Raw genomic sequence first — 13,744 nt, 5'->3', positions numbered from 1 at the left:
ATACCAGTCCATACTCTACAAAATTAAATACCTAAATAATCACGAAAAACCATGTAGTTATCTAAATCTAGATAGTCGTTGGCAAAACTCCGATATCCAGGTCCTAAATGTGTAGTTACTCCTCCTATTCGCTGGTTAAACAATTCACGATATCTAATGTAATTTCCAAAATGACTGAGTTCATCACCTGATACTGAAAAAACTGAACCAAATAACTCCAGTCGATTTTCAAGAAACCCAATAAAAAATTCAATATTAAAATTGTGCTTGCATTTAAACAGTATTTGCTCCAAAGAAAATATATCAATTGACCAAGGTTCCTTTATTACATCTTCTTTTTTTAGCATTAAATGAATATCCGTACCTAGATTTAGATAAGGAGTAAGAGTGACAGCTATGCTTCTAACGGCAGTAATATTTATTGTTGCTAAATCTAATATTAGTTTTCTTTTTTCCTTATTTTTTGAATTGTAGAATTTCGCCGTACCTTTTTTCATATGTATAGCAATTCTTTCAGACTGTGAATAAGCTTTTTGTAATGAAGGCTTAAAGTTTCTCTGTAATCTTGTTTTCGATTTTTCATTATTGATTAAAATTTCTTTTAATTTAGTTGCTTTGCATTCAATGGATAGAAGATAACCATTATATAAAACAATTATATCTTGGTCATCTCCATTCTCATCGTATAAATTTTTATATACATTCTCTTTTCCAAAAAAATTGCAAATAATCTCATAAGCTCTATTTTCTAGGTAATCTCCTTTTCTTTTATCAATATATAACTCACTATCCTCAATAATATTAAACAAGCGATCCAAAATATAATGATTTCTTGGTAGCAAGATAGATTCATTATGTTTTATTCCAATATAGCTTCTATACCTCTTGTAAATACTGGTAGGGTACTCAAAGGAAATTACATCTTGTTGCTGCACTTTAAAAAACATAGCATCAATAAATGTGTCTGCCGGAATATTGAATTTATTTAGTAACATACGAATGCAATCTGTAGAAAAATGTGTTCGGACCTTTTGGTTAATTTCAGAATCAAATTCTACAGCAACAAAACAATTACTGTCTCTTATTTCTAGCCACTTTTTTTGCATTCTCAGCATTATAGTTTTTTTACATGCCCGTTCGTAATTTAGCACTAATAGGAGACCCCTGATTATCTGATCCCCAGATAACTCAACCATTCTAAAATGGTGTTCTAATATATCAACGTGCTTATAGAAAAAATCCAAGTACTGTCTTATCGAAATATCTGGGAAGTTAAAATGAAAATTCATATACATATTTGAAGCTACGTCTTCATGCAAATAATTAGCATCTGCTCCTTCAGTTGCGTCATTGTAATGACAGTAATAAAGGTCTTCTAGCAAATCTACTATATGATTAAAAGAAGAGTCATACTCACTAATCCTTTTTACTCCGTTGTATGCATTTTCAGCATACAAGAAAGGTAAGTTAACCATCAATTTGGGTGAAATCTTATATCCACTAGAAGTAGCTGCTTCATGGTTTAAACGTATATAGGAATAACCAATTAGTCGAAATACATCATCTATTTTAAACTGCCTGAGATAGTGCAGTAGGTCAACACTGCATTTTTCGATAGTATAATTTTCTGGATGCATTAATGGTTCCACCGACAAGATAATCCCCCCCTTAATCTGAAAAATGTAATTCAATCCTGAACTTCTTTACGCTCGTCGAAGCTGATCTATACCTTCATCCACGATCATCACTTCAAGATCCGTGTTGCAAAGATTTGTACTGAGTTTGAACGTTTCCAAGCCCCATCCCCAAAAGCAACAAAACAATAATTAATAACTAATTTCGTTCGGATACGACAAAGCCCTGTTTTTTTACACGAAAAATAAGCATCAATTGGGTGCTTATTTTAGAATAAATCTATAGTATATTCTTCCCAATGCTACTTTACTTTCAACACTATAACGAACCTGCCAAATCTCATTTCCGAACCATCCATATTACGCACTCCACATGTGTTGAGTATTCAGTGAGAACAACCTAACGAAGTGCTCTCGCCAATAATTAGTTGTTCAAGCAAGAAGATCGCCTAGATTTACTGGACTTTTCAATGGAAAACCCGTTTTAGCGAGCATCACCCATTCAGGTAACCTATTTTAACCACAGACTTACATCTTTCTCATTTCTAAAAATGTACAAAAGTCATCGTTTATCTTGATTACTGAAAGAATAAATAATCGCAAAAATATCATGTAATTCTGGTTGTGAATCTTTTCGTCATCGCCACTTTTGGGTTGTGAATGACTGTATTTGTTTCTTAAGTCTAGTCCATTGTTAAATTGAGACTTATTCAGAGTATAGTTGATATAGTCTTGTTCGGGTCTTGAAAATAAGGTGCTTTCAAGTTCAATTACGTTCTTCTTCTCAAGATCATCTAATATCTTTCTTTCCGACTCCGAGTATTTCCAGTAACTGATTACTTCATTAAAATATAAATCATAAAGGATCATAATAAGAAACACATTGTCAAATATAAGATTCTCTTCTGCATCTATAGATAAATATTTGTTGTCTATAAGCCAATTAATTCTCGGGATATGGTATTCAGGATAGTCTTTTAGTTTTAATTTCTCATTGCGTATCAACTCAAAAAAGTTATCATATGATTTTTCTACATATTCGTTATAACCCAAACTGCTTTGATCTGAAAAAAGAATGAAAGTTGCAGTCTTAAACTCTTCTCCTATACCATAGGCATATTTTCTTATTACTAGTGAAGGAATGTTTCTATATATAAGATGTTCAGAGCGTATCTCAAGCAATTCAAAATCAATATGTCCTTCTTCAACATATAATGAGAATTGTTTAAGAACTGACTCCAATGCAGGCATAATATTTGTGCATTTTTCAAGAAAAGTAGAGTGGGCTGAAGGCATAGTTACTTGGAAGTTACGAGTATCAAATTCGACCGCGAGATAATCTTGAAAAAACCATTCAATTACTTCTTCTAATCGAATACCTAAACTAAATAGTTGATTAGAATAACCTACCATTTGAAGTAATGAGAGGGCATTCTTGTGGTCGAAAGCTACTCCTTTTGTGTAAGCATGTTGAGAGGTTGTAAAAATAAAACGCTCAAACACCCCCATTTCATTATTTTTGTTGACCAATGTACATCTCATTTGAAGGTCAACAAATTCAAATAAATGTATAAAATTATTCAAAAGTGTTGGGTATTCCTGATTCTCTTCAATCCATTTTGCATTATAAGTGGCGGTTATTGAAAGATCGTCTCTAATTAAAGTAACTTCTTCACTCTGAGATTTGGAGAAGATAACTGCTGTTTCCATACTCATCCCAGAATTCTCTGTGAAGAATTTGCTTTCTTGATCTTCAGCCTTTCTTTTTGCTTTCAATAAGGTTCTCGGAGTAATTTCAATTTTATCTTTACTACTTTGTATATTGGCAATAAGTCGTAAATAATTTAAGTTAGGATCTTCACTATCTATGTAATTATTAATAATAATTTCTTTATCAGAGCTACTTAATTCTTTTGGGAAATATATCAGATCTTTTTCGCGAATATGCTTTAGTTCAAATTTATCCAAAAGCAGCTGGGCTGATGAGTTATTATTAAGCATATACTCCCTAATAATCCTACCAAAATGTTCAGTTATATTCTTGAACTTCAGCAAATCGTGTAACGATACTTTTGATGTATTCAACATCTCCCTGAATTTTTCTTCAGTTATTACTTCATATACTTTGAATTTATCGATTAATTCCCAAAAATCACTCTTATAATAAAAAACATCAACATCAAAATAGAGTGCAATAATGTTATCGTCAGTAATTGATTTAAAAAATCTAGCTACAATCCCCAAAAACGTATTCACTTTATTCTGGTAATGGCTTATATCATCAGCAGTCCATTCCATTAGAAAAACTTTATTATCGAAATACTTTTTTACATTATATAGTTCAATTATGTCGTTAATATCCTGTACTTCTTTTCCTGCTTCATTTTCTTTAATGAGTTTTTCGCATTTCTTTAAATTTTGGCCATTTATCATATCGTTTAGTGAATAAAACTTTACTCTATCCATTTTTTCATCTCCAGTGTTGAAAGCCTTACTTTTGTCAGATAACCGCTCATTACCTAATACACGACCAGTAGTATCTTATGTGTTATTTCCATCTTGAAATCTGTTCTTTAGTGCCTCTTTAACTGTGCTAGCCTCAACCCACTCTTCTGGCGGGGGAAAGTTTTCATCATATTCTTTTAAAGCTTCTGGAGACTGTTTTTTTCTCCATTCCCATAAGTACATTAAATAATCTTCACCTGCCCCCATTCTCCAGCCAATGCTGAACGGATGAATATCGGGAAAAGCAATCCATTGGGGCAAGAAAAATTCTGGTGCATATCCTTCTAAGCTGTTTCTTATTTCCATTAGCAATTGCCCTAGCATGTTTTGACCTTGACCGTTGCCACCGTCTCCCCAGTAGGCATCATTGGTCGTATGTTCCACAATCGTACAATCCCCTGTAGACAGAAGGATGGATTTTATACTAGGATATTGTTCAACTTTAGCAACCAGTGCTTCCTGCATGATTTGAACCTTGCAATCTTCCCAATCTTTGCGAAGAGGTTTATTTCTATCCCGCCCTAATCTTGCGGCTTCCATAGGTGAGCTAGCGAGTCGAACTTCTTCCTCATATTCAGTTCCTACAAATTTTTGGGCTTGAAAATAATGCTCTGTAGTTACCCACTCTTTGTCATTTAACATTATCGGATACTTTGCAAAGTTCGAAAAACAACCATATGGTTTATTAGTCTCATAAAACCTAATAAACCGTTCCTCGGGTTTCAGTTCTTTCATTTTCTTTTTATTTTCTTCAATTATTTTTTGTATGTTATCTGGGATATTCAAAATAATCCGACCTCTCTATACCTAACGTAATTTCACCCTCATATTGATAACCGCAGTTTATGTTTATTAACTGTATTATTCCAATCAATTCTTCCCCAAGGTGTGAAAGGATACACAGTAGTTAATTCATTCCTTATTTTTTTCCAGTTTCTTCCGGTATAATGACAAAACCTTCCACCCAATGCCTTAATACACTCTTCAAATAAAAGGCCATATGAAAAGTTCCGTTTAGATTTTTGCCGCCGTAAAAGTTGTTCCAATCTCCATTTTCTAGAACCCTCTTGTTCCATCTTACACCCCACCCAACGAAGCTAATTGTACCATATGTTGGGATTTTCTGTTGCCGTTATCGTAGTGGTGTTTATTGTATATCCGTAGCTTATCTGTGCTGTAATCGGTGTTTTGCTGCATGTTGGTGGGTCAGGAAAACTACATACTAGCCACGCAACACCGAACCATTATTTGAGATTACACGGAGAACGAAGCTTAGTGATTTAAAGATATTGGGACACTTGTTGCATAAGGCTGCGGCAAAAATCAACTAAATCAACTCTGTCAAAAGTTTTTGATTGCTCTAATGTCTGTTGCCCTTAAACCCAATATAATAAGGATATGTGGCGGGGATAAGAGCTATGGACATTCATTCGTGAGGTTATCAGATGTGGAGTTACTATGGGCTTCAAAGTCAATTAAGCCCGCCCGAACAAGTTCAATGATTATTTGTTCTATTGATTCTTGAATCGAGCACTCTCCTACAAACTCATGATTAGTGTTCATTGTTTCGTCCCCCTTCCCACTCAACCTATACGATCAGGTTTGTAAGGAATTAAGAAGGAGGAACATACATTGATGATGGCATTAGCGGTACGACTTTCTTAAAGCGGGAAGCGATTCAAAGATTAATATACGATGCTAAGAAAAAGAAGTTTGATGCTGTTATTGCTAAGTCTGTTTCCCGCTTCGGCTGAAACTCAGTTGAGAGTATGAGGGTTGCCCAAGAACTAGAGGGAAATAATATTCGCCTCATCTTTCCTGAGGACAACTATGACACAGCTACAAGTACTACTAAGTTGATGTTCAGGCTTTAAAGCATTGCTTGCAGAAGAAGAAAGCAGAAAGCTGTCAGAACGCATAAAAATTGGCAGACAGACAGGAGCACGTCTAGGCAAATATCAGACTTCACTAATTGCATTCGGGTATAAGCGTGAGGATGATGGGAAGCTCGCCTTAGATGAGCAATATAGCCCTTTAGTGAGGGAAATATTTGACCAATACCTGTACAAAGGCTGGGGATGGTATAAAATCGCTCGCCATCTAAATAGAGGGAGAGTTCCAACACCTAGAAAAGTATCAGGCGGTAAAAATCAGGGAGTGATGTGGCATGAGAGCAGTATCAGGGTAATCCTATAAAATGTAGTTTACACTGGTACACTTGTTCAGCATCGAGAAGAAACTATTGATTTTATCTCGAAAAGGCGGAAAACTATAGCTCCTGATAAACAGATCGTCGTTAGTAATGCTCACCCCGCCATCATAACTTTAGAAGAACACACTGCCGCCCTAGAGAAAATGAGAACAAAGGGCAAGTATATGAGCAATGGTCAAGAGAGACGTTTGCACATGTAGCTCGTTGTGCTGACTGTGGCAAAGGTACGATGTTTCGGAAAGACCTTCTGAGAAAAGAAGGCGGTGCATATGTTTGCGGGGGATACGTTAAACATACAACATCGTTCTGTTCTTCACACATCGTTGCCAATAGTCAGTTAGTAGATACCGCAGTGGCTGATTTACGAGAACTGATTACGAACAATGTCAGGATGGAGCAACTCTACAGAGTAGTGGGCGGGGAACTTGAATTGCATCAAAGCTCATATTCTAAAGAATTGCAAAGTGTAAACAAACAACTTACTAAGCTTGAGGGCGAGCTCCGTTCCTTTCTTGCCTTATTCCAACAAAAAGCGGTTGGCTTAGAACAGTTTAAGTCGGCTAATGAGAGCATTCAAGCTGAACAAAGTCGATTGACCGCCCGCAAGGTGGAACTTGGAACACTGATTGAATCAAAGAAATATACAGAGCGCTACTTGCAGGACTTCCAACGTCAGGTAAACAAGATAGCAATACTTGACATTGATATTGAGCAAGTTCTACGACACATCATCCATAAGATTGAAGTTTTTTCGGATGGTAGCATTAAGATTCACTATAATATCGCTCGCCCCGTTTCATCTGGGGTATAAAACAAGCGAGGGACTTTAATCCCCCCGCCCATTAAAGTAACACTGACCGACTCCACATGTGTCGAATCTGCCGTTTCGTGCCTGGCTCACAATAACAGATCATAATGTCTTTTTCCGTGCAAAATACGTCTGATCTGCACTACCTCACTCTTGACCACGTAAAATACCAGATATCTATGCACTGCCAAAACGCGATAACCCCTCAACCGAAGTACTGGATTCTTGATCAAAGGATATCGGAACGGCAATTCTGCAAGTGATACAATCTGATCCGAAATATCATCATACAGTCTGAAATCATCAGAGGATGATTGTTCATTAATATAATCGATGATCTCCTGTAGATCCCTCTTCGCGGCAGGAAAAATCAGCACCTTATATTTTCCCACGAATGTTTGACCTCAACTTCCGGGAAACTTCCAAGAAGTCCTCTCCGACAGCGCCGTTCTCAATTTCCGCCTCGGCTTCAGACAGCTTACTGTATAGTTCGAGCAAGGCTTGCTGACGTTCATACTCCTCGATACTCATGACCACCATATCACCTGTACCATTCTTGGTTATGAATACAGGCTCACGTTCTCTATGACAAAATTCAGAAATCTCATTCGCGTTATTACGCAGATCTGAAATGGGTCGAATGGTCGGCATAAACGTTCACTCCTTCGGCTTAATATCTCTTTAGTATTATTTTAGCATAAAAATGAGTAAATTACGCACCATATTATGCGTATTTTTCACAGCAGTGTCGCTGCCATCGATGGCTCTCCATGTAGGATACCATTAAATCTCCTCAAATAATTCCAATATTTTATCAACTTCATCCACTCCGCCATACAAACACAATTTCCCGTTTTCTATATACAAGAGGCTATCCTTTTCCGATTGCTCTATTTCATCAAGTAAATGTGTGCTAATTATGATAATGCTATGAAAAGAAAGCCTATGGATGGTTCGTTTAAAAAATGACTTTTCTTGATTGTCTAATCCTTCGAATGGTTCATCCAGAATACAAATCCGAGGCTGATTTAGGAGAGCTTGAATCAAGCCTACCTTTTGCAATTGCCCCCCTGAGAGAGTCCGCAGCTTTCTCCTTTTGAGTTCATACAAACTGCTCTCCTTCAGCCACTTCTCTATTATAGATTTTACAAGGCTGTGAGGAATTCCTTTGTGAAACGCCATGTAGGTCAAGTACCGTTCGATTGTCATATCCGAATGACCGGTAAAGTGCTGGGGCATGAATCCGATCATGGTTCTAACTTCTTCGACACTTAACTGCTTACGATACATTCCTGCTCTATCTTCACTTATTAATTTTGTATAAGTAACGTTTCCTTTATCCGGGTTAACTGCAGTAGCAACGAGTTTTAAGAGTGAGCTTTTTCCCGCGCCATTTCTTCCGACCACATACGTAATTCCTGTAGTAAACGTACAACTAATATCGTTTATGAGTTTGGCGGCATCTTTCGTATATTCCACGTGGTTCAAAGTAATCCTCAAGCTCATTGTTTGTCCCTCGCTACATAATTCCTTAATAAGAGGCTGCTGAGCAATAAGCTGGAAAGTCCCAGAATGACAACGTTCATTAATAAGAAATGTTCATTCCAAGGTAACTGAAACATAGAGGCTGATCGGAGCTGCTGATCGAATAATACTTGGCCAAACCAGACGAATAGGGTGAGGATCACACCTGCCTTATGTCCCAACCACATTGTACTTATAAACCCGACCACTCCAAAGAAGAAAATAGGCGTAAAGGAACCCGATAAATACAAGAGGGAATATGATTTCCCAAGAATTATAAAGCTTAGTGGCAACATCATCGCTACTTGCAAACCCATTACGATGATAAACCGAGTAAACATTTGGTGAACCAAGGAATAATAGCTTAACTTTTCGAGGATGTCATTCCCTTCATTCCTCGAGCGGAATGCGTAACACATTACAGCAATCATTACGAGTGTAATCCACTTCATCCACGCCATGAAGCCAGTCATTTCATTGTCCGTACTCACGCTGATCATAATGGTCAATAAGAGCATCACGATGCCTGTTAGCAACCAACTGCTAGTACCATAAAAATTCCATTGGGACAGGACCAAATTCACCATTTTTGAAGACGTAGATTGCGCAGCTTGATTGGCTTCGAGCTCAGCCCGTAAATCTACTGGTTTTATATCATGAACCCCTTTAATTTTTTCAATCAAATGGATTGTTTGCTCTCTAGTTGGCTCTGGGGTTGTGAAGCGGTTTAAACGGTTTTTCCACTCGTTTTCCAAACGTGATAGCTCCTGGTCTTCACTCATTTACCCCCACCCCTTTTCTATCATCTTCTTCTATTATTCCTTCCAGATATTTCAATCCGCGCGATATTCGAACTTTTACAGTATTGATTGGAAGATCTAATGTCAAAGCAATCTCGGCATACTTCAAATCCTGATAAAATCGCAAGTAAAGAACAGAGCGATATTCAAATGATAGTTGGTTCAAGGATTCTATCATCCATTTCCGTTCAAGTTGGCGGTCGATGATGTGATGGATTTGCCCTTTTTCTTCTATTTCTTTATCCGTGAAATACTCCCGTTGTGTAGAGGCTTTCTTCCAGTAATCTTTGCAACTATTTGTAGCTATTTTGTACATCCATGGTTTGAACTGATCGGGGACGTAGCCTTTTTTTCCTTGTTGATAAATTTTAAGAAAGGTCTCCTGAACAATGTCTTCTGCTAATTTTTCATCCTGTAGTAACCGGTATACATATCCATACAAGGGTTTATGATACCGGAAAACAAGTGCATCCAGAGCCGAGTCATTGCCGAATGACAGCTGGCTCATATATTCTTCGTCTTGCATTCCTGTACCCTCCCTGTTGTCATACTGATTTTCGATTGAATTGTATAATAGTTAACACAGCTAATAACACTCCGAGGCCGATATACGACAATCTATTATATAAAATCCAGTGATTATCGATTAACAATAAGTGGCTTTTACCGCTCACATATTCAACAACATGGGGGAATTCTAGTAAAACCGGATTTACATACAGCGATAACGCACCACCATTTAATGATATCATCCAAAAAACCAATCCCGCAAAAAGCCCGCCAAGAGAATGATTTCCAATTACCGTAGCCAAGACTACAATCCCACCCAGCCCAATATAAACGGGGATAGAGAACAGAAGGCCTTTCCAAATAAAACTGCCAGCAAAAGGCGTCAACAACATCGTGACGAAGCACAATAAACCGATAAAGATGAGGGATGATACTAGCAATCTTTCAACAATTAGCTTCCATCTTGGAATAGGGTAAGTAATCAATTGGCCATAAAATTTAGAATCGAAATCAATAGAGAAGCACCATTGTAAAATAATCACAAAGATAAGCGTCGCTGTTTGTTCATAGATCATACTTGTTAAGGAACCGATTCTAGCCGATAAAGAACTATAAATGAAATACACGGCAAGCGGAAAGAGCAGCATCACGACAATGGCATGCACGGACGTAAACCAAAGCTTCAACCAAAGTCTTAATCTAATCGACAAGCCGCTCATTGGCTTCTTTCTCCTGTATACATTTTTAGTACAGCTTCCAGGTCATATTCAGCTTTATCTTCTAGTTGATCGTATTGTGTAAAAAGGTATTTAACAACTTGCTGGAATTGTGCTTCACCTTGTTCCTCATAACGATTCAGGATGTCTACTAGAGTAGCTAATTCTATAGGCAATTCAGATTGGGATTGAAGGGATTCTTGAATATACCAGTCCTCAAATCGATCCAATCCAGTCTCAACCTCAAAATGACTGAGTAATATCCATGTCATCGCCCTTTGCAGCAAATGCACATCCTCACCCAATGATGGATGTTCATTGATAAGATCATTAACTAAACGATAGGCCATAACCGTATCATCCACATACCCCTTGTTGTCATAGACGCTCCAAGCTTTAAACTCCCGACTCGGCGTATACTGGGTAAGATACTTATGATCATGATTCAACATATAGATCACTTCTGGCGCTGCTGGAACTTCAAGCCACTCTTCTATATAATTCCACCACTTCAGATACGTCTCAGTCGTAATTCGGGCCCCATTCAGAACATCGGGATGAGCAACTATTCTAGTCTGATCGACCATTATTTCCTTGATATTCCCTCCGATCAGGGACAATCCGTATTGAGAGATTCCTTTAAATAAGCCATCTTGTACTCGAGGTATCGTCAAAGCAATGGGAACTTGATCTTGTCTGTTCAAGATTTCCACGCTGAATTCAGTAGGATGCTCCTCAACAAGTCCTCCATTCCTCAGCTCAAATTGCACATAAGGATTACCGGGTATAAGGTCTGTACTTTTCGCCAAATATCGTTTGCCAATTAACGGATACCAACCAGCCTCTTTGGGAAGGTACATCCGATCGGACTCGATAAAAGAATGCTGCAGCAGGCCATCGAGACGATATTGCTTCATATTCCCATTATAATTCAGGTTTAGGTCGAACTGTTCATGGGGTTCAATCCCGTCTTGAAAGTGAACAACTAGCCAGTCCTTTTCCCGTGAACAAGTAATCTCCCCATCGCTCGAGCAATCCGTTATGTTCAATTGGTGATGTAAGGTGAGATAGACCTCGTTAACCGGTGCATTCCCGTTATACTTAATCGATAAATGGCTATTGACTTCAATCTGATTGTCGAATGGAAACTGGACGTTCAGATTCGTACGATCCATTGAAAAATCATATTGTTTGTAATCGGATTGTGGACCGTAAAGTAGAAACCTGTCCTCCCCTGACAATAAATACTGCTGTCCAGTATGAACGAACTGTTCAAGTGCGCTATTATAGGATGCATACCGAATTCCGCTCAACACGACAGTAGGTATCACTAGAATGATGATCAGAGTAAGCGCAATGCTTTTTTCCACCTTCAACCTGCGATTGGGATGAAACAGCAGGAACGCTGCAAGGATCACAATAATACCTAGCATGATTACGGCCATTTGGTGCAGGATCGCGCCTTCGAACGCAGCATGGATTCCCCATATTCCCTCAAATGGAGAACCGATAAACATAGAATCATAAAGGGATAATAAGCCTACCCTTGGATTGACATAGGCGAACCCGTAATTATTGGATTGAAGCAAGATCATTACGCCCAATAAAGCTGGCATGCACATATAAGCAAGCATATTGGGGATCCAAATCCCGAACACAAATCCGAAGGAAATGAGTAAAAAGAATGCCCCTTCCACTTGAAAAAAGAGGTATACCAGGTGTTGGATCCATTGTTCCAACCCCATACTTCCACTTAAAAACCATCCCCCTTGAATTAGCAACGTAATGATTGTGATAAAAAGTCCATAGGTTTGGGTAACCAACCATTTACCAACTACCCAGTCCATATTACTCACCTTATAGGTCACAACTAGAAGTTCGAATTCACTTTCATGATCTTTTCGAGCCATATAGACGGCAAATAATCCCACCATTAACAGCGTTAACATTAATATCCACACAAAGTTATTATAGAAAACACCCGCAAGCTCTTGATAATGAATAGGTTGAATTTCGTACGAGTAAATAACATAACCCCAACAAATCATTATGATAAGAAGTGGGAGAGCTAAATATTTATTGCGATATAATAGACGCATTTCATTGTGATAAATGAGTTTGATCATGCTCATGTAATCACCCCATTAATCACTGCCATATAGCCATCTTCAATTGTCGGTTGGACGGCCTCGGCATGAACATGCGGAGGTTCTTTCGCAATCACTCGGAAGACTGCAAGGTTCCTTTCCCTTCTACTGGAAATAATCAAGTGTTCCCTTTCAACATGGTCATATTCAGCGTATGGCACTTGAAACTCCCAGATATAATTTACTGCTTTTTGCGCCAAGCCATCGGTCGTTCCTTGATATAGAACTTTGCCGTTATTTAATACCGCCAGCTTTTCACAGCTAGATTCGATATCACTAATAATGTGGGTGGATAGCAGGATGGAATAATCTTTACTCAGCTTCTCGATCACATTACGGAATCGAATTCGTTCGGATGGATCAAGTCCTGCAGTCGGCTCATCCAGAATGATTAACTTGGGCTTTCCGAGTAACGCTTGTGCAATTCCTAGCCGTCTCTTCATTCCTCCAGAGAAGCTTTTTATTTTTTTATCAGCTTGTGGCTGAAGATTGACTTCCTCCAACACACGTTCCACTTGGTTGAGTCTTTCCTGATGATCCGTCAACCCTTTCATCGACCCCACATAATGTAAAAACTCTCTGCCTGTAAATTGTGTTGGAGCATGGAAATGTTGCGGCAAATAACCAAGTAACCCCCGAACCTTATCTCCTTCCTCCGCTAAATCACAATCATATATCGTAACTTTCCCATCTTTATAAGGAAGGATCGTACTAAGGATTTTCATCAAAGTCGTCTTGCCTGCACCATTGGGTCCAAGAAGACCGAATAGGCCTGTTCCAATATGCAGATGAATATCCTCTAACGCTTGAAAGCCTCGATAGGATTTGTTTAATCCTTCTATTTGAATATTGTACATAAGCTTCTCTCTCCCAATAATCATATTTCTA

The 13,744-nt window shown here is 38.1% G+C and carries 14 protein-coding genes and 1 pseudogene; 3 read left to right on the top strand and 12 right to left on the bottom strand.

Features of this window, described 5'->3' with window-relative positions; genetic code table 11:
• Positions 1 to 23 precede the first annotated feature (23 nt).
• The 4 genes from AC58QD_RS21125 to AC58QD_RS21110 form a co-directional block, all read right to left on the bottom strand.
• On the bottom strand, positions 24 to 1,655 hold the full coding sequence (locus tag AC58QD_RS21125) for a hypothetical protein (protein WP_497336941.1): 1,632 nt from the start codon (positions 1,653 to 1,655) through the stop codon (positions 24 to 26).
• Between the two features lie 507 nt (positions 1,656 to 2,162).
• Positions 2,163 to 4,100 (bottom strand): hypothetical protein, encoded by a 1,938-nt coding sequence (locus tag AC58QD_RS21120; RefSeq protein WP_497336939.1) that lies wholly within the window; start codon positions 4,098 to 4,100, stop codon positions 2,163 to 2,165.
• Positions 4,101 to 4,175: 75 nt separating this feature from the next.
• A complete protein-coding gene (ybiA, locus tag AC58QD_RS21115) occupies positions 4,176 to 4,925 on the bottom strand; it encodes a riboflavin biosynthesis intermediates N-glycosidase (RefSeq protein ID WP_497336937.1) in 750 nt (249 codons plus the stop codon).
• A 38-nt stretch (positions 4,926 to 4,963) separates the two neighbouring features.
• Positions 4,964 to 5,215, bottom strand: a complete 252-nt coding sequence (locus AC58QD_RS21110) for a CDI toxin immunity protein (RefSeq protein WP_497336935.1) — start codon at positions 5,213 to 5,215, stop codon at positions 4,964 to 4,966.
• Between the two features lie 555 nt (positions 5,216 to 5,770).
• Between AC58QD_RS21110 and AC58QD_RS21105 the strand changes: the two genes are divergently transcribed.
• The 3 genes and pseudogenes from AC58QD_RS21105 to AC58QD_RS21095 all read left to right on the top strand — a co-directional run bounded on the left by AC58QD_RS21105 (position 5,771) and on the right by AC58QD_RS21095 (position 7,162).
• Positions 5,771 to 5,893, top strand: coding sequence for a recombinase family protein (locus AC58QD_RS21105; protein WP_497337059.1), 123 nt, complete (start codon positions 5,771 to 5,773; stop codon positions 5,891 to 5,893).
• Positions 5,894 to 6,176: 283 nt separating this feature from the next.
• Positions 6,177 to 6,551, top strand: a pseudogene (locus AC58QD_RS21100) (recombinase family protein).
• A gap of 29 nt (positions 6,552 to 6,580) precedes the next feature.
• A complete protein-coding gene (locus AC58QD_RS21095; RefSeq protein ID WP_497336933.1) occupies positions 6,581 to 7,162 on the top strand; it encodes a hypothetical protein in 582 nt (193 codons plus the stop codon).
• Positions 7,163 to 7,248: 86 nt separating this feature from the next.
• Here the strand turns inward: AC58QD_RS21095 and AC58QD_RS21090 are convergent, their stop codons facing one another.
• The 8 genes from AC58QD_RS21090 to AC58QD_RS21055 form a co-directional block, all read right to left on the bottom strand.
• A complete protein-coding gene (locus tag AC58QD_RS21090; protein ID WP_497336931.1) occupies positions 7,249 to 7,551 on the bottom strand; it encodes a type II toxin-antitoxin system RelE/ParE family toxin in 303 nt (100 codons plus the stop codon).
• Positions 7,538 to 7,810, bottom strand: a complete 273-nt coding sequence (locus AC58QD_RS21085) for a type II toxin-antitoxin system Phd/YefM family antitoxin (protein WP_497336929.1) — start codon at positions 7,808 to 7,810, stop codon at positions 7,538 to 7,540. The genes AC58QD_RS21090 and AC58QD_RS21085 overlap by 14 nt, the downstream gene beginning before the upstream one ends.
• A gap of 132 nt (positions 7,811 to 7,942) precedes the next feature.
• The gene (locus AC58QD_RS21080; protein WP_497336927.1) at positions 7,943 to 8,638 is read right to left on the bottom strand and encodes an ATP-binding cassette domain-containing protein; all 696 of its coding nucleotides are present in this window, start codon (positions 8,636 to 8,638) and stop codon (positions 7,943 to 7,945) included.
• Between the two features lie 23 nt (positions 8,639 to 8,661).
• Complete coding sequence (locus tag AC58QD_RS21075) at positions 8,662 to 9,465, bottom strand: hypothetical protein (RefSeq protein WP_497336925.1); 804 nt, start codon at positions 9,463 to 9,465, stop codon at positions 8,662 to 8,664.
• Positions 9,458 to 10,009, bottom strand: coding sequence for an RNA polymerase sigma factor (locus AC58QD_RS21070; protein WP_497336923.1), 552 nt, complete (start codon positions 10,007 to 10,009; stop codon positions 9,458 to 9,460). The genes AC58QD_RS21075 and AC58QD_RS21070 overlap by 8 nt, the downstream gene beginning before the upstream one ends.
• Before the next feature lie 19 nt (positions 10,010 to 10,028).
• Entirely contained in the window at positions 10,029 to 10,712 is a 684-nt protein-coding gene (locus AC58QD_RS21065) for a hypothetical protein (protein ID WP_497336921.1), read from the bottom strand.
• On the bottom strand, positions 10,709 to 12,841 hold the full coding sequence (locus AC58QD_RS21060; protein WP_497336919.1) for an ABC transporter permease: 2,133 nt from the start codon (positions 12,839 to 12,841) through the stop codon (positions 10,709 to 10,711). Before AC58QD_RS21060 ends, AC58QD_RS21065 begins: the two co-directional genes overlap by 4 nt.
• Positions 12,838 to 13,713 (bottom strand): ABC transporter ATP-binding protein, encoded by an 876-nt coding sequence (locus AC58QD_RS21055; RefSeq protein ID WP_497336917.1) that lies wholly within the window; start codon positions 13,711 to 13,713, stop codon positions 12,838 to 12,840. Before AC58QD_RS21055 ends, AC58QD_RS21060 begins: the two co-directional genes overlap by 4 nt.
• Positions 13,714 to 13,744: the final 31 nt, after the last annotated feature.

It is taken from the genome of Paenibacillus sp. J2R1T-4 (genome assembly GCF_059692235.1).
The sequence above is the reverse complement of the archived record's forward strand: the minus strand, read 5'-3'. Positions and strand labels throughout refer to the sequence as shown.

What these genes read in the sequence shown, in the direction of transcription:
- AC58QD_RS21120 (WP_497336939.1), bottom strand. Translation starts at nt 4,100, where the DNA reads ATGGATAGAGTAAAGTTTTATTCACTAAACGATATGATAAATGGCCAA.
- AC58QD_RS21110 (WP_497336935.1), bottom strand. Translation starts at nt 5,215, where the DNA reads ATGGAACAAGAGGGTTCTAGAAAATGGAGATTGGAACAACTTTTACGG.
- AC58QD_RS21095 (WP_497336933.1), top strand. Translation starts at nt 6,581, where the DNA reads ATGTTTCGGAAAGACCTTCTGAGAAAAGAAGGCGGTGCATATGTTTGC.
- AC58QD_RS21085 (WP_497336929.1), bottom strand. Translation starts at nt 7,810, where the DNA reads ATGCCGACCATTCGACCCATTTCAGATCTGCGTAATAACGCGAATGAG.
- AC58QD_RS21075 (WP_497336925.1), bottom strand. Translation starts at nt 9,465, where the DNA reads ATGAGTGAAGACCAGGAGCTATCACGTTTGGAAAACGAGTGGAAAAAC.
- AC58QD_RS21070 (WP_497336923.1), bottom strand. Translation starts at nt 10,009, where the DNA reads ATGCAAGACGAAGAATATATGAGCCAGCTGTCATTCGGCAATGACTCG.
- AC58QD_RS21065 (WP_497336921.1), bottom strand. Translation starts at nt 10,712, where the DNA reads ATGAGCGGCTTGTCGATTAGATTAAGACTTTGGTTGAAGCTTTGGTTT.
- AC58QD_RS21060 (WP_497336919.1), bottom strand. Translation starts at nt 12,841, where the DNA reads ATGAGCATGATCAAACTCATTTATCACAATGAAATGCGTCTATTATAT.
- AC58QD_RS21055 (WP_497336917.1), bottom strand. Translation starts at nt 13,713, where the DNA reads ATGTACAATATTCAAATAGAAGGATTAAACAAATCCTATCGAGGCTTT.